Annotated in this window: 19 protein-coding genes; 15 read left to right on the forward strand and 4 right to left on the reverse strand. The window is 64.5% G+C overall.

Annotated features, from left to right (window positions below):
* Positions 1-6 precede the first annotated feature (6 nt).
* The 7 genes from BM269_RS15340 to BM269_RS15370 all read left to right on the forward strand — a co-directional run bounded on the left by BM269_RS15340 (position 7) and on the right by BM269_RS15370 (position 8,416).
* Positions 7-663 carry a DUF4142 domain-containing protein gene (locus BM269_RS15340; RefSeq protein ID WP_090438290.1) on the forward strand — a complete coding sequence of 219 codons (657 nt, stop codon included), beginning with the start codon at positions 7-9 and terminating at the stop codon, positions 661-663.
* A gap of 120 nt (positions 664-783) precedes the next feature.
* A complete protein-coding gene (locus BM269_RS15345; RefSeq protein ID WP_229204663.1) occupies positions 784-3,471 on the forward strand; it encodes a sensor domain-containing diguanylate cyclase in 2,688 nt (895 codons plus the stop codon).
* Positions 3,468-4,046, forward strand: a complete 579-nt coding sequence (locus tag BM269_RS15350) for a DNA-3-methyladenine glycosylase I (protein WP_090438292.1) — start codon at positions 3,468-3,470, stop codon at positions 4,044-4,046. Before BM269_RS15345 ends, BM269_RS15350 begins: the two co-directional genes overlap by 4 nt.
* The gene (gene mnmC / locus BM269_RS15355) at positions 4,039-5,745 is read left to right on the forward strand and encodes an FAD-dependent 5-carboxymethylaminomethyl-2-thiouridine(34) oxidoreductase MnmC1 (RefSeq protein ID WP_090438295.1); all 1,707 of its coding nucleotides are present in this window, start codon (positions 4,039-4,041) and stop codon (positions 5,743-5,745) included. The genes BM269_RS15350 and mnmC overlap by 8 nt, the downstream gene beginning before the upstream one ends.
* Positions 5,746-5,774: 29 nt before the next feature.
* Positions 5,775-6,476 carry a sensor histidine kinase gene (locus tag BM269_RS15360; RefSeq protein WP_090438298.1) on the forward strand — a complete coding sequence of 234 codons (702 nt, stop codon included), beginning with the start codon at positions 5,775-5,777 and terminating at the stop codon, positions 6,474-6,476.
* On the forward strand, positions 6,473-8,197 hold the full coding sequence (locus tag BM269_RS15365) for a response regulator (RefSeq protein WP_090438301.1): 1,725 nt from the start codon (positions 6,473-6,475) through the stop codon (positions 8,195-8,197). Before BM269_RS15360 ends, BM269_RS15365 begins: the two co-directional genes overlap by 4 nt.
* A gap of 3 nt (positions 8,198-8,200) precedes the next feature.
* Positions 8,201-8,416 (forward strand): hypothetical protein, encoded by a 216-nt coding sequence (locus tag BM269_RS15370; RefSeq protein ID WP_090438304.1) that lies wholly within the window; start codon positions 8,201-8,203, stop codon positions 8,414-8,416.
* On the opposite strand, the gene BM269_RS15375 is transcribed toward BM269_RS15370, so the two are convergent.
* Both BM269_RS15375 and BM269_RS15380 read right to left on the reverse strand, forming a co-directional pair.
* On the reverse strand, positions 8,413-9,084 hold the full coding sequence (locus BM269_RS15375; RefSeq protein ID WP_229204664.1) for a PhaM family polyhydroxyalkanoate granule multifunctional regulatory protein: 672 nt from the start codon (positions 9,082-9,084) through the stop codon (positions 8,413-8,415). The genes BM269_RS15370 and BM269_RS15375 overlap by 4 nt on opposite strands.
* Before the next feature lie 24 nt (positions 9,085-9,108).
* Positions 9,109-10,263 carry a low temperature requirement protein A gene (locus BM269_RS15380; RefSeq protein ID WP_211482700.1) on the reverse strand — a complete coding sequence of 385 codons (1,155 nt, stop codon included), beginning with the start codon at positions 10,261-10,263 and terminating at the stop codon, positions 9,109-9,111.
* An 87-nt stretch (positions 10,264-10,350) separates the two neighbouring features.
* Here BM269_RS15380 and BM269_RS15385 point away from each other — a divergent pair, with 87 nt between their 5' ends.
* The 5 genes from BM269_RS15385 to BM269_RS15405 all read left to right on the forward strand — a co-directional run bounded on the left by BM269_RS15385 (position 10,351) and on the right by BM269_RS15405 (position 17,222).
* Positions 10,351-11,475: a DUF3108 domain-containing protein gene (locus tag BM269_RS15385; protein WP_090438307.1), complete on the forward strand. Its 1,125-nt coding sequence runs from the start codon at positions 10,351-10,353 to the stop codon at positions 11,473-11,475.
* Positions 11,476-11,485: 10 nt separating this feature from the next.
* Positions 11,486-12,232, forward strand: a complete 747-nt coding sequence (locus tag BM269_RS15390) for a DUF3108 domain-containing protein (protein WP_090438310.1) — start codon at positions 11,486-11,488, stop codon at positions 12,230-12,232.
* 81 nt (positions 12,233-12,313) lie between these two features.
* The gene (locus BM269_RS15395) at positions 12,314-13,687 is read left to right on the forward strand and encodes a hypothetical protein (RefSeq protein WP_170860389.1); all 1,374 of its coding nucleotides are present in this window, start codon (positions 12,314-12,316) and stop codon (positions 13,685-13,687) included.
* Complete coding sequence (locus tag BM269_RS15400) at positions 13,680-14,399, forward strand: hypothetical protein (RefSeq protein WP_090438316.1); 720 nt, start codon at positions 13,680-13,682, stop codon at positions 14,397-14,399. The genes BM269_RS15395 and BM269_RS15400 overlap by 8 nt, the downstream gene beginning before the upstream one ends.
* Before the next feature lie 3 nt (positions 14,400-14,402).
* On the forward strand, positions 14,403-17,222 hold the full coding sequence (locus tag BM269_RS15405; protein WP_090438319.1) for an ATP-binding protein: 2,820 nt from the start codon (positions 14,403-14,405) through the stop codon (positions 17,220-17,222).
* Between the two features lie 64 nt (positions 17,223-17,286).
* On the opposite strand, the gene BM269_RS15410 is transcribed toward BM269_RS15405, so the two are convergent.
* Positions 17,287-17,775 carry a hypothetical protein gene (locus tag BM269_RS15410; RefSeq protein WP_090438322.1) on the reverse strand — a complete coding sequence of 163 codons (489 nt, stop codon included), beginning with the start codon at positions 17,773-17,775 and terminating at the stop codon, positions 17,287-17,289.
* A 238-nt stretch (positions 17,776-18,013) separates the two neighbouring features.
* Between BM269_RS15410 and BM269_RS15415 the strand changes: the two genes are divergently transcribed.
* Genes BM269_RS15415 through BM269_RS15425 form a run of 3 tightly spaced genes read left to right on the forward strand, consistent with a single transcriptional unit; the run spans position 18,014 to position 20,920 of the window.
* Entirely contained in the window at positions 18,014-18,436 is a 423-nt protein-coding gene (locus BM269_RS15415; protein WP_090438324.1) for a thiol-disulfide oxidoreductase DCC family protein, read from the forward strand.
* Complete coding sequence (locus tag BM269_RS30135; protein ID WP_307153503.1) at positions 18,426-19,484, forward strand: DUF4166 domain-containing protein; 1,059 nt, start codon at positions 18,426-18,428, stop codon at positions 19,482-19,484. Before BM269_RS15415 ends, BM269_RS30135 begins: the two co-directional genes overlap by 11 nt.
* The gene (locus BM269_RS15425) at positions 19,481-20,920 is read left to right on the forward strand and encodes a TIGR01777 family oxidoreductase (RefSeq protein ID WP_090438327.1); all 1,440 of its coding nucleotides are present in this window, start codon (positions 19,481-19,483) and stop codon (positions 20,918-20,920) included. The genes BM269_RS30135 and BM269_RS15425 overlap by 4 nt, the downstream gene beginning before the upstream one ends.
* Here the strand turns inward: BM269_RS15425 and BM269_RS15430 are convergent.
* On the reverse strand, positions 20,917-21,438 hold the full coding sequence (locus BM269_RS15430; RefSeq protein WP_090438330.1) for a CcdC protein domain-containing protein: 522 nt from the start codon (positions 21,436-21,438) through the stop codon (positions 20,917-20,919). The genes BM269_RS15425 and BM269_RS15430 overlap by 4 nt on opposite strands.
* Between the last annotated feature and the right edge of the window lie 47 nt (positions 21,439-21,485).

Consider the following 21,485-nt stretch of genomic DNA (forward strand, 5'->3'; position numbering starts at 1 on the left):
GATGCGATGAACAATTTCATGCGTGTAGCTGTGTTGTCCGCCCTGCTTGGTGTAGGAAGCGCCTGGGCCGAAGGTCTCGTCAAATCGGACCAGAAAATGCTGACCGACCTGGCCATGGCCAATATGGCGGAAATCGAGACAGCCAAGCTGGCATTGCAAAAGACCCAGAGCGACCGGGTCAAGAGCTTTGCACAGCAAATGGTCGACGACCACACCAAAGGCCTGGAGGAGGTGCGCAAGGTAGCGGCTTCGCGCAGCCTGGCCTTGCCGACCGAACTGGACGCCAAGCATAAAGCCATGGCCGCCAAGCTGGAAAAGCTCTCCGGCGACAAGTTTGACCGCAGCTATATGGAGCAGGCCGGCGTGCAAGCCCACAAGGAAGCCCACCAGCTGGTGAGCAAGGCTGCATCGTCGGCCCAGGATAGCGAGCTGAAATCGCTGGCCACCCGCTTGCAGCCAACCATCCACCAGCACCTGAACAATGCCGAGCAATTGAACGCTGCCATGAAGGGCGGCAGTGCCACCATGGGCAGCAGCGGCACCCAAGGCAGCAGCGGCGCCGGCACCAAGCCGCAGGGCGAGGCCGACAGCCACGACCATGGCAGCAGCGGTGGCAACAAGCCGGATTCGAGCACCCGCGACAACCAGCCGGAACGACGTTGAACGCAGCGGCGGCAGGCCGCTGCGTTGCCCGTTAAGCAAGCTTAAGCTACTTGAATACCAAAAAGTCCGGTCGTGCGGTATGATTCTCTGCTGCAACACGTATTTCAAGGATATCAAGTAGTGGATTTGTTCGCGCTCGACGAAGAGCTGGCCCAGTGGGAAGCAGGATTGCCGTATTCCGAGGGCGCACAGCGCCTGCAACTGCTATCCCAACTGGCCTGGCACCTGCGCCAGCGCGATGGTGTGCGTTCGGCGCAACTTGTCGTGGAAGCAACTCCGCTCGCCTTGCTTTTGCCGGCGGCGGAAAGGCGTGTGCTGGCCGCGCGCTGGGAGCTGATCAAAGCCGAGGCCAGTTGGCTCGGCGGCGACCTCGACGCCGCCAGCGCCATCGCCGAACGCGCCATGCTGGAATTCGCCCGCCACAACGACCGGCTGGGCGCTGCCGACACCCACAGCCTGCTGGCCTGGATCGCGGTCGACCGGGGCGATTCCGCCGGTTGCGAAAACGAGCTGGCGCTGGCCATCGCCGATGCGCGCGCTTCGGGCGACGCCATGCGCATCGATATTTTCGAGAGCCTGGCAGCCCTGTTCAGCGTGTTCCGCAATGCGCCGGCGGCCAACGAGCGCTGGAGCAAGCGCTTTGCGATCGAATTGGCGCACCAGCATCCGGTCGTCGCGGGCTGGATTTCCGACTATCTCGGCACCGCGGCCTTCCAGGCGGCGGAGTTCGGCCGCGCCATCAGCCACCTGATCGCGGCATTCGAAGCGGCCCTGATGTCGGGCCAGGTTCGCCGCGCCGTGATCCTCGCCACCAATATCGGCAATGCCTTCACCCGCCTGAATGCGCACGACGCTGCACTGGAATGGATGCAGCGCGGGCTGGAACTGGCGCGGCCGACCGGCTGGCCAATGTGCGTCGGCCTGACCCAGATGCAGTCGGCGGAAACGCTGCGCCATCTTGGCCAGCGTCCGGCCGCCAAGGCCCTGCTGCGTGACGCGCTGCAGATGCTGGCCCCCTTGTCCGGTTCGCGCGCCTTTGTCATGGCGCTGGAATACCAGGGCGACCTGGCATTGGACCTGGGCGACTACGACGCGGCGCTGGCCAGTTTCCGCGAACTGGAGCAGCGCGGCCACGCCTTGGCGCAGAGCGATTTCCACAGTTGTGCGCGGCGCGGCCAGGCGCATGCGCTGGCCGGGTTGGGACGGATGGAAGAGGCGCAAGCCGCCGCCATGTCGGCGCTGGCGCTGGCGCGCGAGTTGAGCGACCCGTTCAGCCAGATCGCGGCCTTGCGCGTGCTGGCCGATATTCATGCGGGCAACGCGATGTCCGTGCTGCAGTACCTGCGTGAAGCGCTGATGATTGCCGCCACCATCGACGGCTATATCGTGCCGGGCGAGCTGCTCGATTCAGTGGCGCGCGAATATGCCGCTGTCGGCGATTTCGCACGCGCCTACGAATTTTCGGTGCAGGCCAATGCGGCGCGCGACCGCAGCAACAGCCAGGAAGCGACCAACCGCGCGATTGCGATGCAGGTCCAGCACCAGACCGAACGCGACCGCGAGCTCGCGGCCGCAGAGGCGCAGCGCGCCGAAGTGCTGGCCCAGACCAGCGCCACGCTGAGCCACCTTTCCGCAATCGGCCAGGAAATCACCGCGCAACTCGATGCGTCGGCCGTGTTCCGCGCGCTGGACCGGCACGTCCACAGCCTGCTCGATTCGACCCATTTCTCGATCTTCCTGCTCGAGCCCGACGGCGACTTCCTGCATTGTGCGTTCGGCGTGGAGATGGGTTTGCCGCTGCCGCCAATGCGCATCGCATTGTCCGACCCGAGCTTCAACACGGCTCGCTGCGTGCGCGAGCGCGATGAAATCCTGATCGAAATCGAAGACAAATCCGATACACCCAACCTGATCCCCGGCACCTTGCCGACCCTCTCGCTGCTCTTCGCGCCGCTGATGATCGGCGAGCGTGTGCTGGGCGTGATGACGGTGCAGTCGATGCTGCCGCGCGCCTACGGCGAACGGGAGCGGCTGATCTTCCGCACCTTGTGCGCCTATGGCGCGATCGCACTGGACAATGCCGCGGCGCAGGCGCAGCTGCTTGAAAAGAACCTCGAACTCGAACGCGCCTACAAGGCGCTGGAAGAGGTGAGCCTGACCGACCAGTTGACCGGCTTGCGCAACCGCCGCTTCTTCCTGCAGCATGTGGAATCGGATGTGGCGCTGAGCCTGCGCGGTTATGACGGTGGCGAGGCCGGGGCCGACAGCGACCTGGTGTTCTATATGGTGGACCTGGACCACTTCAAGGAAGTCAACGACCGCCACGGCCATGCCGCCGGCGACTCGGTGCTGGTGCAGATGAAGGACCGCCTGCGCGAAGTGTTCCGCGAGTCGGACTACCTGGTGCGCTGGGGCGGCGAAGAATTCCTGGTACTGGCGCGCGCCACCGGCCGCAACGGGGCGCATGTGGTGGCGGAGCGCATTCGCCAGGCCGTGTCCGCGCGCGACTTCGTGCTGCCCGACGGCACACCGCTGGCGCGCAGCTGCTCGATCGGGTTCGCCTGCTATCCCTTCCTGCCCGCGCATCCGCGTTTGATGTCCTGGTCGCAGGTGGTGGAGCTGGCAGACCTGGGCCTGTACATCTCCAAGCATTCGGGGCGCGATGCCTGGACGGCGGTGCATGCGACCGGCTCCGCGCAGCCCGAGGAGCTGTTCGCGCGCCTGGTGCACCAGCTTGACGACTGCGTGGAGCGCGGTGAAGCGCACATCGTGACCAGCCTGGGAGAGCGCACTATAATCACCCCATGAGCACACATCGCTGTTCCTGGGCCAATCCAAACAATCCACGCTATATCGCCTACCACGACCAGGAGTGGGGCGTTCCATGCCGCGACGAACTGCGCCTGTTCGAGATGCTGAACCTGGAAGGCGCGCAGGCGGGCCTGAGCTGGGAGACCATTCTCAATAAGCGCGACAACTATCGCGCGGCTTTCGACGGCTGGGATGCTCGCAAGATTGCCGCCTACGACGAGGCGAAGATCGGGCAGTTGCTGTCCGACCCTGGTATCGTGCGTAACCGGCTGAAGGTGAATGCCGCCGTCACCAATGCCCGCGCCTACCTGCGCTTGCTGGAAGAGGGCGGCAGCTTGTCTTCGCTGCTTTGGGGCTACGTGGGCGGCAAGCCGATCGTCAACCGTATCGCCGCGCAAGGGGAGCGGCCGGCCCACACCGAGCTATCCGACCGCATCTCCAAGGATCTTGCCAAGCGCGGGTTCAAGTTTGTCGGGTCGACGATTATTTATGCGTACATGCAGGGGATCGGGATGGTGAACGATCACGACCTCGCATGCTTCCGGCACAAGGAGTGCCAGCAGGGTGGCTGATACCCGCCACGTCGTGCTTGACACCGCGTTCGGCAGCGGCGCCCGGTTCCTCGCAACCCTCGCGCGCCATCGTAGCGCGCCCGCAACCCACCTGCATTACCTCGCGCTCGCCCAGTCGGTTCCCGGTGCCGCCGTGCTGGCCGCGCTGGCCGCCGCCGTTCCCGCCCTGGCCGCGCAGTGGCCGCTCGACGTGCCCGGCCTGCACCGCTTGCACCTGCCAACGGAACGCCTGACGTTCGACCTGTTGGTGGGGCCGGCCGAAGACTGGCTGCCTGAAATCGTGGCCCGTGTCGATGAATTCATCATCGCCGAACCGCTCGACCAGATCCGCGCCCTGCAACGCCTGGCAACGCCCGCATCCACGCTGCATATCCGCCGGCCCGACGAACAGGCACTGCGTTCCCTGCGCGCCGCCGGCTTCACCGTCACCGGCGAGCCGGAAGGAGAATGGCAGCACGCCGCCTACACCAGCCGCAAGCCGCAAGCGCCCCGGGCCGCGGCGCCCGAACGCCGCGCCATCGTCATCGGCGCGGGTGTGGCCGGCAGCGCAGCTTGCGAACGCCTGGCTGCGCGCGGCTGGCAAGTCACCCTGATCGAGCGCCATGACGGCCCGGCACAGGAAGCCTCCGGCAACCGCGCCGGCATCTTCATGCCGCTGCTGTCGAAAGACGACAACATCCCCACCCGCCTGACGCGCGCCGCCTACCTGTATGCCCAGCGCGCCTGGCAGCGGCTGGGCGGCCTCGACCCGAACGCGCCCGGCTCCGGCACAGGGGAGGGCACAATCCGCGGCAAGCAATGCGGCGTGTTGCAACTCGCGCGCGACGCCGAGCACGCGCTGCTGCAAAAGGAAATTGTCGACACCTGGCGCTACCCCGAACGATACGTCCGCTGGCTGGACGCGCAGCAGGCAAGCGCCATGCTCGGCGCGCCCACCCCCCACGGCGCCTGGCACTTTCCCGGGGGCGGATGGGCCACCCCCGCCACCGCCTGCCGCGCCATGCTCCACGCCTGCGGCGACAAGCTGCACCGCGTCTTCCACGCCGAAGCCTTGCGCATTGAACGCGCCGGCGAAGAATGGCAAGTATTCGACGCCCAGGGAAAATTGCTCGCCGCCGCACCGACCCTGGTGCTGGCAAACGGCGCCGGCGCCACGGCGCTCGAACAGGCGCACGATCTCCCGCTCTACACCATGCGCGGCCAGGTCACCCACCTGCGGGAAGGCAGCTTCCCCAGCCTGAACATGGTGGTCTGCCGCGAGGCTTACATGACACCGCCGGTCGACGGGGTGGTTTCGGTGGGCGCCACTTACGACAAGTCCACCGAACGCCAGCTCTGGCAATCGAGCCAGGATGAAAACCTGCTGCGCGCGGAGGAAATCCTCGGCAGCCCGCATGGCGCGGGCGCCCCGCTGGAAGGCCGCGTAGGCTTCCGCACCATGGCGCCCGACCGGCTGCCACTGGTCGGCGCGATGCCCGATAGCCGCAACCCGGGCCGCAGCGAACGCTTGCGCGACCTGCCACGCCACCCGGGCCTGCACGCGCTACTCGGCTACGCTAGCCGGGGCTTGATCTGGGCCCCGCTGGCAGCAGAAATCCTGGCCTGTCAACTGGAAGATGAACCGCTTCCCATCGAAGCAACACTAGCCTCCGCACTGGACCCCGGGCGCTTCCTGCTCAAGCAGCGCCGCAAGCTATAATGGCCTCCTATCCAATGGCTGGAGAATCCATGGAAGACCGCGCCGGCTCGCCAGAGCTGTTCATGTTCCTCGCCTCCACGGTGCACGACATGAAGAATTCCATCAGCGTGCTGACTGGCACGCTGGAGAACCTGCTTGTGCAGGCAGGCGATTCCGCGCAAGACCATCCAGCCTATCCGCAGATGGCGCAAATGCTGTATCAATCGAAGCGCCTGAACGACCACCTGATCCAGTTACTAGCGCTCTACAAGGAAGTAGGACGCCCCAATTACCCCTTCGATCCGACCCCGGTGCAGGTCAGCGAATTGGTCGACCAGCTGGTGGCCCAGCAGCGCGTCCTGCTGCGTTCAAAAGGCATCCAGATCGACACCGGATTCCCGTCCGGCCTGATCTGGACGCTGGATGAAGACCTGGTGCTTGGCCTGCTGGCGCATGCGATCAATAACGCCGTGCGCTACACGCGCGACCGCATCGCGCTCACCATCCGCGAGCGCGAGGGCTTCATGGAAGTGCGGGTGGAAGACAACGGCGCCGGCTTCCCGCCAAGTATGCTGGAGGCCGGGCAGGTGACGGGGCAGGGAATCAATTTCCTGACCAATAGCAGCGGCCTTGGCCTTTACTTCGCCAGCGAAGTAGCCAAGTCCCATAAACACCGCCAGCGCCAGGGCAGCATCGCGCTGGAAAACGGCGGCGCCCTGGGCGGCGGCTGCTTCATCCTGCGCTTGCCATGAACGCGCCGGCCGTCACCACGCCTGTCGCAGGGGCGCCGGAAAAAGAACCCGGCGTCAATTGGGCCGACAAGCGCTACCTGATCGTGGACGACTTTGTCGGTGTGCGCCAGCTGCTGCGCGAAGCCTTGCGCAGCCTGGGCGCACGCCACATCGACCAGGCATCGGGCGGCGGCGAGGCCATGGGCCTGCTGACGCGCGTGCAGTACGACGTGATCCTGTGCGACTTCAACCTCGGTGAAGGCAAGAGCGGCCAGCATGTGCTGGAAGAAGCGCGCATGCGCGGCCTGCTGATGCCAAGCTGCGTGTGGCTGATGGTGTCCGCCGAAAAGAGCGTGGAGGCCGTGATGGGTGCCGCCGAGCACCAGCCCGACGCCTACCTGATCAAGCCGATCACTGAAGGCGTGCTGCTGACGCGCCTGAATCGCGCCTGGCAAAAAAAGCAGATATTCCAGGACATCGACCAGGCCTACCTGGAAAAGGACTACCTGCGCGCCGCCAAATTATGCGCCGAGGCGGCTGGCCGCAACAAGCTGCACGAGGTCGACCTGATGCGCATGCGCGCCACCTTGCTGCTCAAGGCCGGCGAGACCGAGCAGGCGCGCCTGGTCTATGAAAAAGTGCTGCAGGAACGCGACTTCAACTGGGCCCGTACCGGCGTCGGCAAGATCCGCATGGCCAACGGCGAGAACGAGGCCGCGCGCCAGATGTTCCAGGGCGTGATTGCGGAAAACCGCTTCTACCTGGACGCCTACGACCAGTTGGCCAAATCCTTGCAGAACATGGGCCGCGTCGAGGAAAGCTGCGAGGTGCTGGAACGCGCCGCCAGGATGTCGCCCAATTCCGTGCCGCGCCAGCGTGCATTGGGTACGACCGCGCTCAAGCTGGGAAATATCCCTCTCGCAGAACGGGCTTTCCGCAAGTGCATGCAGATCGGCGAATATTCGATCATGAAAACGGTCGACGCCTATTTCGGCCTGGCGCGCGTGCTGGGCCAGAAAAACGACGCCAAGGAAGCCTTGCTGCTGCTGGCCGCGGCGCAGCGCGACTTCTCCGGCAGCATGGTGGAATTGCGTTCCAAGATCACCGAAGGACTGGTGTATCACGAGAGCGGCGACTACCGCCGTGCGCGCAAGTCAGGCGACGAACTGGAAACCATGCTGAAGGAAGACAGCGAACGGCCCGACACCGCAACCTGCCTGGAGATGGCGACCTTGCTGTTTGCCGTCGGCGTGAAGGATGCGCCGGTGGAGTTGCTGTGCTATGTGATACGCAACAACGACGAGAATACCGTCATCCACGACGAAGTGCAGCGCATCTTCGACAAGGCCCGCATGGGCGAGGAAGGCGCGGCCCTGATCAATACGGCGCGCAGGGAAGCGTCGGAGATGATGAACAAGGGCGTGCTGCTGTGGAAAACCAATAAGCTGGACGATGCGGTGGAGTGGATGCGCGAGGCGCGCCGCAACCTGCCGGACAATATGCGCATCCTGTTCAACTCCGCCCAGGTCCTGATCTCCCATATGCAGGCCAAGGGCTATAACGATGCCCTGATGTCTGAAGCGAATGATGTACTGATGCACGTTGACCGGATCGCACCGGGCCAGCAGCGCTTTGCGCAGCTAATCGAGCAGTTGCAGAAATTGATTCCCGGCCGGATGTCGGCGCAAGAAATCGAAGCCGAGCTGACGGCTGCCATGGAAGATGACCACGACAAGGAGTGATCCATGCGCGATATCGCCAAAGAGGTCTATAACAAGATGAAGGTGGGGGCTGCTGCCTGGATTCGTCCAGTCAGCGCCAAGGGTGACACCCTGGAATCGTTCCAGGCCGCGCACGACGCGGCCAAGGTCCTGGAAGACGAAGGCTTGATCAATATCATGAAGGTGCAGCGCGATGAGGATGGCCTCATCGAGGCCATCCGTATCCAGAAGCTGAATTAAGGCTTGGGCGCCTTCGGGGCGCGCTTGGCGGCCGGCTTGCGGGCCGCCGGTTTGGCGACAGGCTTGCTGGCGTCATGCGCGACGCCGTTCTTTGCTGCTGCCGGCTTGGCGACCGGATCGGCGGCCATGGCCGTGTTGACGGCTTGCGCAAACTGTTCCTGCAGCAGGTTCCACCAGGCGGCGGGATTGGCCATCTGGTTGGCGGCCGTGCTGGCGGTATCGTGCGCGGCCGGCTTGGCGCCTGGCTGATCGCCGGGCTTGTTATCGGGCTTGTCGCTCGGCTGGCCGGCCGGCTTGGCTGCTGCGCTTGCCGGCTGGTCCGCGGGCTTGGCAGCAGCCGGCTTGGCAAACGGGTCGTGGTGCGGTGCCTGCTGCACGGCGGCGGCCAGCGACTGTCCCATCGATTTGAGCGCCGCGATGGTGCCGCGCTGGACCTCCAGCGCCTGGATGCTCGAACGCAGCATGGTGGCATTCAGGTTGAGCCAGGACTCGACCGCTTTCAGCTCGCTGATTTTCTTGTCCAGGTCATCCACCGACAGTGTCGGCGCGGCGATGCCGGGAATACTGATGCCCGGCACACCCATGCTTCCCCACAGGGATTTAACGAAGTCCAGCGTATCCGTCATCACTGCAGCGCCGGGGATGTGGGGCATTTGTGGATTGCTCATATCGGGTCTCCGAGGGTAGGTGGTTTAGCGTAGCACACAGCTCTCCCAGACAGCAACGAGCAGCAGCACGGCGACGCAAGCGCCGCTTGCCAGCAGCGGGGAAAGATGCAGCCCGATCGACAGGGCGCCCAGCACCAGCAGCAGCGCAATGCCGAGCAGATGGGAAAGCGGCGGCCAGGCGCGGGTATGCGCCAGCCACTTGAACACGGCAGTCCCGCATAGGAAGAGCAGCGGACCACCGATGATGGCCGCCAGCGCGGCCGGGCTGCCATGGTGGGGATGGCTCAGCACCAGCTCATCGCCGACGGCGCCGACAATGATGCCGGCCACGATCAGGATGTGCAGGTAGGTGTAGTTGTTGCGGGCATGGCGGCCCGGCGTTTCGGAATGCACGATGCGGTGGTGGCCTTGCTCCAGCCCGTGGTCGAAATACAGCCACCACATCAGGATCGAGCCGACCACAGCCAGCAGGAAGGCCAATACGGTAGCTGGATCGAAAGCCAGTTCCGCAAAAGTGGCGCCCGTCACCAGCAGCGACTCGCCGAGCGCGATGATGACGAACAGGGCGCAGCGTTCGGCCATATGGCTGCCGTCCACATTCCAGTCAGCCAAGGTGGAGCGGCCCAGGCCCGGCACGAAATAGAACATGACCGGACCCATCATGTCGACCGCCAATGCCGCCAGCCACCATGCCATGCGCGCTTCGGCGTCGGCGAAACCGCCTGCCATCCATAGCGAGCCGCTGGCCGTCAGCCAGCAGGTGATGCGCACGAAATTGCAGCGCAATGCGGCATCGTCGCCGCGGCTTGCGGCCAGCATGGCCAGCGTGCGGCCCACCTGCTGCAGCATGATCGAGGCACCGAACAGCCAGCCCAGGTCAGTGAAGGCGCGCGGGATCGAGACCGACATCAGCAGGCCCGCCACCAGCAGCGCGAACAAGGCGGCGCGCACGGTTTTCTTCTCGGGGTCGAACCAATTGGTGGCCCAGACCGTGTAGATCCACACCCACCAGGTAGCCATGAACAACAGGCCGACCTGCAGCGCGCCTTGCGCATCCAGCTTTTTCAGCAGGGTGTGGGACAGCTGGGTGACGGCAAATACGAACACAAGATCGAAAAACAGCTCGACCATGCCGACCTTGCCGGAATCGGCCTGGCCGCGCTGGCGCAAAAGGGACATCGGGACTCCTTGTCAGAATATCCAGCAAATTATGCCATTGCGCGTGCTGTCAGCGGAAACGGGGGCCGGCACGTTAAACTAGCGACCATGACGATCGTTACTTTTCCCCGCCACCGCCGCCGCCTCATTGCTATCTGCGCAGCCACCGTGGCACTGCATTTCGTGACGATCAACTGGGTCAGCGGCCGCATTGGCGCGGCGCAGCGCGAACGCGATGAGGAAAAGAACGTCATCAGCGCGGCATTGCGCCTGGCGCCGCCGCCGGCACCAGTAGAGGCGGAGCCGGTCGACACGCCAGCGCCGCCGAAGCCGAAACCCAGGCCGAAGCCGCCCAAGCCGGCCGCGCCGCCGCCTGAAGAAGCGGCGCCGGTGGCTGAACCGGCCGCGGCGGAAGCTGGACCGGCGGAGCCGGCAGCAGCGCCACAAGACGCAGCGCAAGACGCGGTACAAGCCGCGCAACCGGGCGCCGAACCTGCCACGCCTGCCGTAGAATCCGCGCAAGCCCAGTCCAACGCTGCGTCCAACGCCGCACCTCCGGCCGATCTCAAGCGCTGGCAAGTGGCCCTGCCGCCGTCGGCCAAATTTGAACTGGACGTGATACGCAAGGACGCCGACGGCACCAATTGGAGCGGTTCGGCCAGCATCGGCTGGGAATCGGACGGCAGCAGTTATAAGGCGACGCAGGAAGTCGGCATCAGCCTGTTGATTGCGCGCGTCAACCTGCTGGAAGTGAACAGCGTCGGCACGATCAACGAATTCGGCATCGCCCCGGCGAAATTCACCGAGAAGCGCCGCAACCGCTCGGCTACCGCCACCCATTTCAACCAGCAGGAGCAGAAAATTACCTTTTCCTCCAGCGAGCGCAGCGTGCCGCTGACGGCGGGAGCGCAGGACCGCGCCACGGTGCTGTTCCAGCTGGCCGGCATCGGCCGCGCGGACGTCAACCAGTTCGGCAAGCCGCTCGACATCCTGGTCGGCGAGGACCGCAACGCCCAGGTCTACAGCTTCCTGCTGGTCGGCGAGGACGAGATCGAGACCAAGATGGGCAAGCTGGTCACCTGGCACTTGGCGCGCCCGCCCAAGCCCGGCAGCTATAGCGCCAAGCTGGATATCTGGCTGGCGCCGAGCCTGGACTGGTACCCGGTGCAGATCCGTAATACGGAAGGCAACGGCGCCGTCACCACCCAAATCGTCACACGCATCATCAAGTAAGGACCCAGCCATGCGCAGTACCCTGATCACCCTGGCCCTGGCGCTTGCAGCCACCGCCACCGCCAGCGCCACCGCCAAATCCGATTACCCGGTCGCCAAGCGCGCCACCAGCCTGCCGCCGTCGGCCGACCTGTCCTATGCGGTCAAGGGCAGCAACCGCGGCTTCCCGCTGGTGGGCACCGGCACCATCGCCTGGCGCCAGGGCGACGGCAGTTATTCGCTGCATACCGAAGCGCGTTCCAGCCTGTTCGGCAAAGTGCTCGAGCAGCGCAGCGAGGGCACGCTGGACAGCTACGGCCTGGCGCCCGCCACTTTCTATGAAAAGCGCTTCCGCAAAGAGCCGACCACCACCCGTTTCGAGCGCGCCACGCAGCGCATCGAATTCGCGGACGGCAAGGTGAGTTACGCCATCCGCGGCGGCGAGCAGGATCGCAGCAGCGTGACCTTCCAGTTGGCCATCCTGGCGCGCGCGACCCCGGACAAGTTCACGCCCGGCAGCGAATGGACCTTCTTCGTGGCCGGCCGACGCGACGGCGAACCCTGGACTTTCCGCGTGGTCGGCACGGAAACCCTGGAAAATGCCGCCCTTGGCGAGCAGAAGGTCCTGCACTTCAGCCGCAAGCAGGTCGGCAGCCACGAACAGCAGGTCGACCTGTGGCTGGCCCCGGAGCTCGACTGGTACCCGGCGCGCATCCTTTTGAAGGAAGAAGACGGCGATTCTTTCGAGCAAGTCCTAGAGAAAGTCAACCGAAAATAGCCACACCCGGCCTGTTATACTGGCGGACTTGAAAAAAGGGGTACGTCCCCTTTTTCTGTTTTGGCTGTGTGATGGAGTGTAATGATTGACTTAATGGCAAGTGCGGCCCTGGCCGACACCAACCCGAGTGAGCAAGAGCAGCAGGACGCCCTGCAGGCCCACTTCCAGCCCCACATTTCCGCCGACGAGATCGAGCAGGTCTACCACCTGAAGCGCGCCCAGCCGCTGCTGCAGGTGTTTACCGCATTGTTCCACGGCGGTTTCGAGGGGGTGCTGGTGCGCCTGCTGGTCTTGCGCGAACTTGCCAATGAAACAACTTCGTCCGCGTTTTCGCGTGCCGACATCAATACCCGCCTGGCCTACCTGCTGCCGGAAAGCCTGGAAACCGTGCTGAACCGCCTGCGCTCGAACGGCTTGCTGGCCTGGGATGCGCAGCAAGCCGTGTACCGCGTGACGCCGATGGCGCGCAACGTGCTGGCCGCGATCGACAGCCTGCTGGCCCTGGCCGCTCCGGATGACGATGCCGAAATGGGCTTCCTGCTGTCGCAGGTGGCCGGTGCCCAAGCCGTGGGCGGCGTCACCACCGAGCAGCTGCAGCATTTGCTGGGCCGGCTGGTCGACCTGACCGAAGAATTCCGCGACGCCATCGCGTCCGGCTCCGAATTCCGCCTGCGCGAATCGCAGGCCAAGTGGCACCAGGCCTGCGACTGGGTCGAGAAGGGCTCCGAGATCCTGCGCGCCATCACCACTGACGAAAATGCGGACAGTGCCACGCACCGCGCCGCGCAAGCCATCGGCCGTGCCCAGTCGCAGCTGCTGAACATGCAGGGCATGTTCTCGCGCGCGCTGAACCAGATCGAGCGCCAGCGCGTGCACCTTGGCCAGTCCGGCCTCTCCACTACCGACATCAAGCGCTGGCTGCTGGCCCATGAGGACCTGTCTTCGCTGGCGCTCGATGCGATCGACCAACCGGTGAAACCGCTGTTCATCACGCCTGCCGAGATGATCGACGTCGCCGAGACAGAATTAATGACAGAACGTGCCAATAACAATGGGCTGAACAGCCTGCCTGCCGGCCAGGATGCGCCGACCACGATCAACGACAGCCCTGCGATGCAGAAGGAACTGGACGACTGGCTGGCCCGCTTGTCCGATTTCGCGCAGTTGAACAACTTCCCGTCCGTGGCCGAAGAATCGCCGCGCGAAGTGCAGGTGCACGAGGCGCTGCTGCCGGCGTCCTTCGCGCTGGCGTCCTACCGCGCGTCGATGCTGCCGCTGCTGGGCGACGAGGCCGAGGCGTCGATGCAGGGCACCACCGCCGACCTGGCGCGCCTGCCGGTACGCTTCGCGCCGCAGGACGAGATGGTGCAACTGCCCGACCTGGAGATCGCTGCCATGTCCCTGGCCGCGCTGACCCTCGAATTAGACAAAGAAAGCCCCAAGTCCGATGAGTGACGATACCCAAATCCTGATCGCGCGCCTGGTGGCGCACCAGACCCTGCGCCGCGACGACAAGATGGTCAAGCGCGCGCTGTCGGACGAGTTGTTCCGCGCCGAAGTCGATGCGCGCCTGGCCGCCTGCGGCATGAAGCTGCTGGACAACGTCTACGCGGACCACGTCACCCTGGCCCTGCACCGCAATATCGAGCCGAAGGTATTCGGCGCGCGCGACACCTGGCAAAACAATAATTTCGGCCTGGCGCGCGACGGCGTGGCCTTGCTGGTGGTGCTGTGGGCGCTGATCATCCTGCCCAAGCGCGAACGCCAGGAAACCCACCAGGCCGCGGACGACGACCAGAACGATATGTTCGGCAACGACAAGCCGGTGCCGCGCGCGGAAGATACCTCGATCGGCATCCCGTACAAGGCGCTGCTGGCCGACTTCGGCGACAAGCTTGGCAAGAAGACCCGCATGGACATGAACCTCGGCATCCTGGGCAAGCTCGGCTTCATCGAGCGCCGCGGCGAGATCATCGTCGAAGGCCCGCTGCTGGACCTGCTGATGGATACCGACTTGCTGAAAGAGCGCATCATCAACGGCGCGCTGGCCGACGTGTTCAAGCGCGCCCCGGCGCAGATCGTGCACATCCCGCGCGAAGTGCTGGCCGCCGCCAACGACGCCGAGCCGCAACCGGCGGCCAACGAAGAAACCCCAACGGAAGAATAAGCGATGTTCCAAATCAAATCCCTTGAGCTGGTCCACTGGGACTACTGGCAGCGCATCAAGAACATTCCGCTGGATGCCAAGATCATCACCATCGCCGGCCAGAACGGCTCCGGCAAGACCACCTTGCTCGATGCGCTGCGCACGCTGTTCGGCCTCGATTGCTCAATGGGCCGCACCTACAAGCATTACGCCCGCCACAGCGGCCAGCAGACCGCCTGGCTGCGCGCCGTGGTCGACAACAAGCCGCAGGGCAAGCAGCTGTCCAACCGCCCGTTCCGCAGCAGCGGTTTCTTCGCCGAAGACGAAGTGACCCTGTTCTGCCAGGTGCAGAAGAACGGCGGCGACTGGAAGCGCCAGTACCTGATGCGTCCTGGTAACGTGAACATCGAAGAAGTCACCGAAGCCAACGACTGGCTGGGTGTGGAGAACTACCGCAAGCGCCTGGCCAATGCCGGCCTGTCGCAAGCCATGTCCAAGGTGCTGGCGCTGGAGCAGGGCGAAACCGACAAGCTGTGCGAATACGCGCCGCGCCAGTTGCTGGACCTGGTGTTCCAGGTGTTCGGCGACAAGGAAGTGCTGGACGCCTACGACGAGGCCAAGCGCCACCAGCGCGACACGGAAGAAGAACTGAAGCGTTTCGAGGCCGAACTGGAAGGTTCCAAGACCAACCTGGAAGGCCTGCGCCTGCGCGTAGCCAACTACCACCAGTGGGAAACGCTGCACAAGGAGCGCCGCAACCTGCAGGAAGAAGTGCTGCCTTCGCTGGAATACCACGAGGCGCGCGAGAAGTCCGCCAACGTCAGCCGCCAGCTGCGCGAAGCGCGCAAGCCGCTGGCACAGGCCGACCAGGTGCTGGCCGACAAGCGCAACGAAGTAGCCAAGCAGGCCAAGGCATTGCAGGATGCGCAGCAGCAGGAAACCCTGCTGGAGCAGGAACAGACCGCGTTGACTTCCCGCCTGAACCATATCAACGGCAAACTGAAGCCGCTGGAATCGCTGGCGGAGCAGAAGTCCCGCCTGCAAAAGCTGGCTGCCGAATCGGGCGCCGACGTGGCCGATGCTGCCGCAGAGCTGGAAAGCAAGGAAAGCGAGCTGCTGAAACTGCGCTCGCAGCGCGACGCCGTGTCCAACCGCATCGCGCAGGACAAGGCCACCATCAACGCGCTGTCGGGCAAGACTGCCATGCCGGAGCCGGACAATGTGCGCGCCATGCGCCGCGCCCTGAACGATGCGGGCATCCCGCACGCCATGCTGTCGGACATCGTCGAAGTGACCGATCCGAAATGGCAGGGCGCCGTTGAGGGCGTATTGGGCGGCTACGCCTCCGTGGTGCTGCTGGAGCGCTCGTCCGATGCCTCTTCGGCCTACCGCCTGGCGGAGAAGGAACGCTATCGCCACTTCATCGTGCCCGATTGCGTGAAGGCGCACGAGCCGAAGAACCAGAGCCTGCTGTCGGTGGTGAAGTTCAGCGGCTTGGCGCCGGAATGGCTGATCGACCAGCTGTCGCGCATCACCCGCGTGGAGTCGGTGGAAGACGGCGCAAAGCTGGGCAATATCGAAGAATGGATCACGCCGGAGGCCTATCACAAGGAACGCCGCGGCGGCCGCTCGCTGTTCGTGGAAGCGTCGCGCTACCGCTTCGGCTCCGCCGGCAAGACCTCGCGGATGGACGCGATCCAAAAGAACCTGCCGAAGCTGGAAGCCGAGGAAGACAAGTACACGCTGCAGATTTCCAAGCTGGCGTCGGAAACCTCCGCGCTGAAAGCCCGCCTGGCCGGCGTGGATGCGGTGAAGGAGCTGTCGGCCCGCACCGAGGAATTCGACGAAGCGGCACGCTCCGCCGTGCCGCTGCGCGCCGAACGCCTGGAGGTCGGTTCGCGCCTGGGCGAGCTGCAAGGCTTGATGAAGAATGCCACCGTGGCGCGCACCAAGGCCGACACGTCCTGGCAAAGCGCCCGCATGTCGCTGTCCGAAGCGGAAGCCGGCATGCGCCTGAACTTCAAACGCCAGATGGAGCAGCGCTCGGACCACGCGCGCGCCATGCTGGCGCTGCGCCGCCAGTGGCGCCACCTGCCGGGCGCATGGCGCCGTCCTGCACGCCGGCTGGCGCTGGTGCAGCAGCACCAGAATGCGCACCAGGTCGACCTGCGTATCGCCAGCCTGCAATCACAGCTGGCGCGGGATGACTGGGAGCTGGATGCGACAGTGATCGACCAGTACGCCCGCTTGAACGAGCAGCTGTCGAACCGCAAGAGCGAGACCGAAGAACGCCGCTACCAGAACAACCGCGCGATCGAAGCGACCGCCAACGCGCGTGGCGCCTATATCGAACGCCTGCGTTACACGATCAAGACCTACTCGTCGAACATCAAGGAACTGGGTGCGCTGGCCAATATCGACGTGCATGTCGAGCCGGTCAAGCTGGAGAACGACGACCTGCTGCTGTCGCAAGCGGGCTTGCAGGTACGCTTCAAGTTCGACGGCAAGGGCCCGATCGGCCTGAACGACGGCGAAGCGTCGGGCGGCCAGCAGGTGATGAAATCGCTGGTGCTGCTGATTGGCTTGCTGAAGTCGGAAGACGGTTCCGGCGGCTTCGTGTTCATCGACGAACCGTTCGCCCACCTGGACATCCGCAACATCCAGCTGGTCGGCGAATTCCTGAAGAACACCGACGCGCAGTACCTGATGACGACGCCGCTGACCCACAACACCGACGTCTACGATCCTTCCGACCTGACGCTCATCACGAGCAAGAAAAAGAAGGACACCCAGTGGGCGCAGCCGATCTTCGTGCTGCAAAGGCGCCAGTCGGCCGCGGCCTGATCGCTGTCAGCGGTCATCCCGACGGGACGATACAAGGGATAGAACTTGATCGTGCCCGTCAGGCTTAGGCGGCTTCTTTGTTGCAGGCGCCGAGAATGCCGTCGAGCTCCTTCTTCAGCGCCAGTGCCACCGGCCGGCCGCGGATGCGGTTCACCATCTCGAAGAAGGTGATGCGCATTGCCTTCAAATCTTCCAGCGTCTGCGCAACTTCCAGCTTGGCTTGCAGGACCTGGCCACGTGCGCCCAGGGTCGGCTCGATGGTGCGCGTATAGAAGGCGCGCGCCTCTGCATACTGCGCTGCCAGTTCCTCCTCGGTCGGAAGAATCGGCATGATGGTGATCGGCGGGGCCTCGCCTTCTTCAATGAAACCCTGTGCCAGCAGTTCCTGCACGGCGCTGGCATCCAATCCCAGCCCAGTCACTTTCGGCAGCAACTCTTCCATTGGATGGCGGCCATCAATCATCACCAGCAGGGTACGCATACGGGATTGGAGCCCATAAGTGCGCGCCGAGATTTCGGCACGGCCCTTGTCGGTCTTATTGTAAGTCGTCATAGGAATATTTCCTCGCAGCAATCATTTTTGTGTGATTTTAGAATACACGACCTTTAAGGATTTGACATCGCCTGAAATATGGTCTTTAATTTCTGTAGCGACAGAAATAAATGAAAAATAACAAAATTCAACGAATATTCATTCTGGAACCAGTGAAAATCCGTGAGTTTCGGCATGTTAAACCGATTTCGTCGAAATTTCACGTTTGTAGTTTTTATGTCACAAATGGAGCTAGCTCATGGTCGCACTGACCTTGTATTTCGATAATGCCTGCCCGTTTTGCCGGCGGGAGATGGCGCGCCTGCGACGCTGGGACCGGGCCGGCCGGCTCGCCTTCATCGATATCGCGGCGCCCGGGTTCGATCCAGAGCCGCTGGGCGCCAGCCTGGCTGCCATGAATACGGAGCTGCACGGCCTGCGCGCAAGCGGCGCCATGCTGGTTGGCACCGACGCCATCCTGGAGGCGTACACCCTGGCGGGACGTGCCTGGCTGGTCGGGCCGTTGCGTATAGCCGCGCTGAGGCCGATGCTGGCTGCGGCCTATCGTGGCTTCGCCCGCAACCGCTACCGCTTTTCGCGCTGGCTCGGAATCGACGGTGCGCACCGCAGCTGCGACGGTGACCGTTGCCAAATCTACTTCGGAGGTAAAGATGGAGCGTAAATGGCTGGTGCGCTGGATGTATGCCAGCGCGGCCGCACACTTGCTGGTCGGCCTGGCGTTGCCTTGGGTCGCCGACGCGGCTGCCCTGGACTGGTACCTCGCCTGGCTAGGCCCGGCCTCGACGCGTGCGCAGCACGCCTGGTGGATGGCGCTGTTTGGGCCGACCATCCAGTGCGTCGGCCTGTGGATGGTGGCGCTGGTATGGTTCGGCGACCAGCGCCGCGAACCCGTTGCCTGGCTGTGGGTTGGCGCCGGCCTGCTGCTGTGGGGCCCGCAGGACATCATGGTTTCGCTGCGCGCCGGCGTGTGGCCGAACTTCTGGCTCGATCTCGCCACCCTGGCGCTCTTGTTGCCCGCCGCCTGGCGCCTGTACCGGATCGACGCCGTTTCACGTGACGCCGCCGACGCGGTGACGCCGGTCGGCGAGGGGGAATTGTTCCGCAAAATCCTCGGCAGCGAATGGAACAAGCTGCATCCCGACATCCAGCAGCGCTTTGCCAGGAATCCGGCACCCGGCAAGCCGCTGCTGTACTCCGGCGCGTTGAGCGAGCTGAGCGCGTCCCGGTTCGGCAAGCTGCTTGGCTTCATCAGCAAGCCCTTCATCAACGGCGCACTGATTCCCTACAGCGACCGCGACTTCCCGGTCGACATCCAGGTCTATGGCAAGCCAGGCTCGCAGAATATTTACAAGCAACGCATCTACATGCTGAACGGGCGCAAGCCGATCAAGTTCACTTCCTTCATGGCGGAGAGCGAGCGCGGCGAAGTGCTGGAGTACGTCGGCCTGGGCCTCGGCATGAAGCTCAAGCTGCACGTCGCCGACGGCAACCTGCATTTCACCAGCGACGGCTATTTCTGGGACATCCTGGGCTGGCGCCTTCCTTTGCCGGGAGTGCTCACGCCGGGCAAGACCTATCTGCGCCACTGCAACGAGGCGCCCAACCGATTCAACATCCGTATCGAAATCCGCCATGCGCTGTTGGGCACGACGTTCGTGCAGGCCGGCGTCTTCCACGAAAGGCGCGCGGCGGAGAGGGAGGCAGCATGAATACGCATTTACTGGCATTGCAGCTGATGGCCGCGCAAGGCTGCCTTGGCGCGTTCGACACCATCTATCACCACGAGTTGACGGAAGCGCTGCCGCAGCGTGCCACGGCACGGCGCGAGCTGGCCATCCACGCGGCGCGCGCGACCATTTACGGCGTGCTGTTCGTCGGATTGTCGGCCTGGGTGTGGCAAGGCGCGTGGGCGTGGATGCTGCTGGCGCTATTCGGTGTCGAGATTGGCCTCACCCTGTGGGACTTCGTGGTGGAAGACCAGACTCGCCTGCTGCCGGCCACCGAGCGCGTCACGCATACCGTACTGGCCATTAACGGCGGCGCCTTCATCACGCTGCTGATGCTGGGAATGCCGGCAGCTACCGATGCCCCGACTGGTTTCCTGTATGCGCCGCAGGGCTGGCTAAGCGTCTTCCTTGCCTTGTGCGGCGTGGGGGTGTTTGTCTCCGGCTTGCGCGACGCGTTTGCGGCGCGCGCCATGCCCATGGATGCGGCGCCGGGCGTGCGCTTCGACGGCCCGCCGCAAACGGTGCTGGTCACCGGGGCCACCGGCTTTATCGGACAATCATTAGTGCCGGCCTTGCTCGCCAGCGGACACCGGGTCATTGTGCTGTCGCGTGAGCCGCGCAAGGCAGCCTGGGAGTTTGGCGGCGCCGCGCGCGCGGTGGCCAGCATGAGCGACTTGGGTCCAGCGGAGCCCATCGACGTGATCGTCAACCTGGCCGGCGCCCGCATTCTCGGCTGGCGCTGGAGCGAGCGCCGCAAAGCCGTGCTGCGCGGCAGCCGTGCCGGACTGTCGGAAGGCGTCGTCGAGTGGATCGCGCGGGCCGCACGCAAGCCGCGCCTGCTGATCAATGCATCGGCGGTCGGCTACTACGGCATCCAACCCCTGGGCAGCGAGCAGGTGCTGAATGAAGCCAGTCCACCGCAAGCGATTTTCATGTCGCAGCTATGCCAGGAATGGGAGGCAGTCGCCGGTCGCGCACGGGAGTACGGCGTGCCGGTCGCGCTGGCGCGTTTCGGCGTGGTCTACGGCCATGGCGGCGCGCTGCCACAGATGCTGCTGCCGATCAGGCTCGGCGTCGGTGGGCGCATGGGAACGGGGCGCCAGCGCAGTTCATGGATACACATTACCGACTTGCTGGGCGCCATGGCCCACGTCTGGCGCCTGGGGCCCAACGCCGACGGCGCCTGGAACTTCACCGCTCCCGAGCACCCGACACAACTGGAATTCACGCAAGCCGCCGCTGCCGAGCTGAACCGGCCCAGCCTGATCCCGACGCCCGGCTGGCCGGTGCGCCTGCTGCTGGGCGAACAATCCGCGCTGCTGCTGGAAGGTGCCGCGGTCGCACCGGCACGCCTGCTCGCCAGCGGCTACAGCTTCCGCTTCCCGACAGTGCGGCAAGCGATTGCAGACTTGGTTTAGTCCTGCTTCTTCTGCGCCATGTTCCAGCGCAGCAGGCCGATCGAGTAGGCGGCGAGGTAGCCGAGCATCAGGCCGAAGGGGATGACGGTCAGCGGGTGCTGCAGGACTTCGGCCTGGTTGATCACGCGCGGATGTTCGGATTGGCGGTTGGCGTAGAACTCGACGCCGATCTGCAGCACGCGGGCGGCGAACAGCATGCAGATCAAGATCGCGGTGCGGCTTGGCGGGGTGAAATACAGCTTGCTGCCAGTGTTTTCGAAGCGCGTCTTCTTGAGCGCGAAGAAGGCCAGCCACGCTCCGGCGATCAGCGCGCCGGCCATCATCGACAGTGCCGGCGGGTTGCCGAGCATGGATTGTGCGGCCGCCAGCAGCAGGACCGGCAAGCCGGCCGCGCCGACCCAGTGCCGCCACGTGACCGATTCCTGGCGGCGGAACACCAGCTTCAGGCGCGAGTAGATGCGCCAGATCAGCGTCGGAACGAGGATGAGCAGGACTACGGTGGTGACAGTCAGTTGCATGGGGCGCCGGAATCGTGAAAAAAGAAGAATTTTAACCGGAGGCGTAA

The sequence above is a fragment of the Duganella sp. CF458 genome (genome assembly GCF_900113115.1).
Lineage (GTDB): Bacteria > Pseudomonadota > Gammaproteobacteria > Burkholderiales > Burkholderiaceae_D > Rugamonas.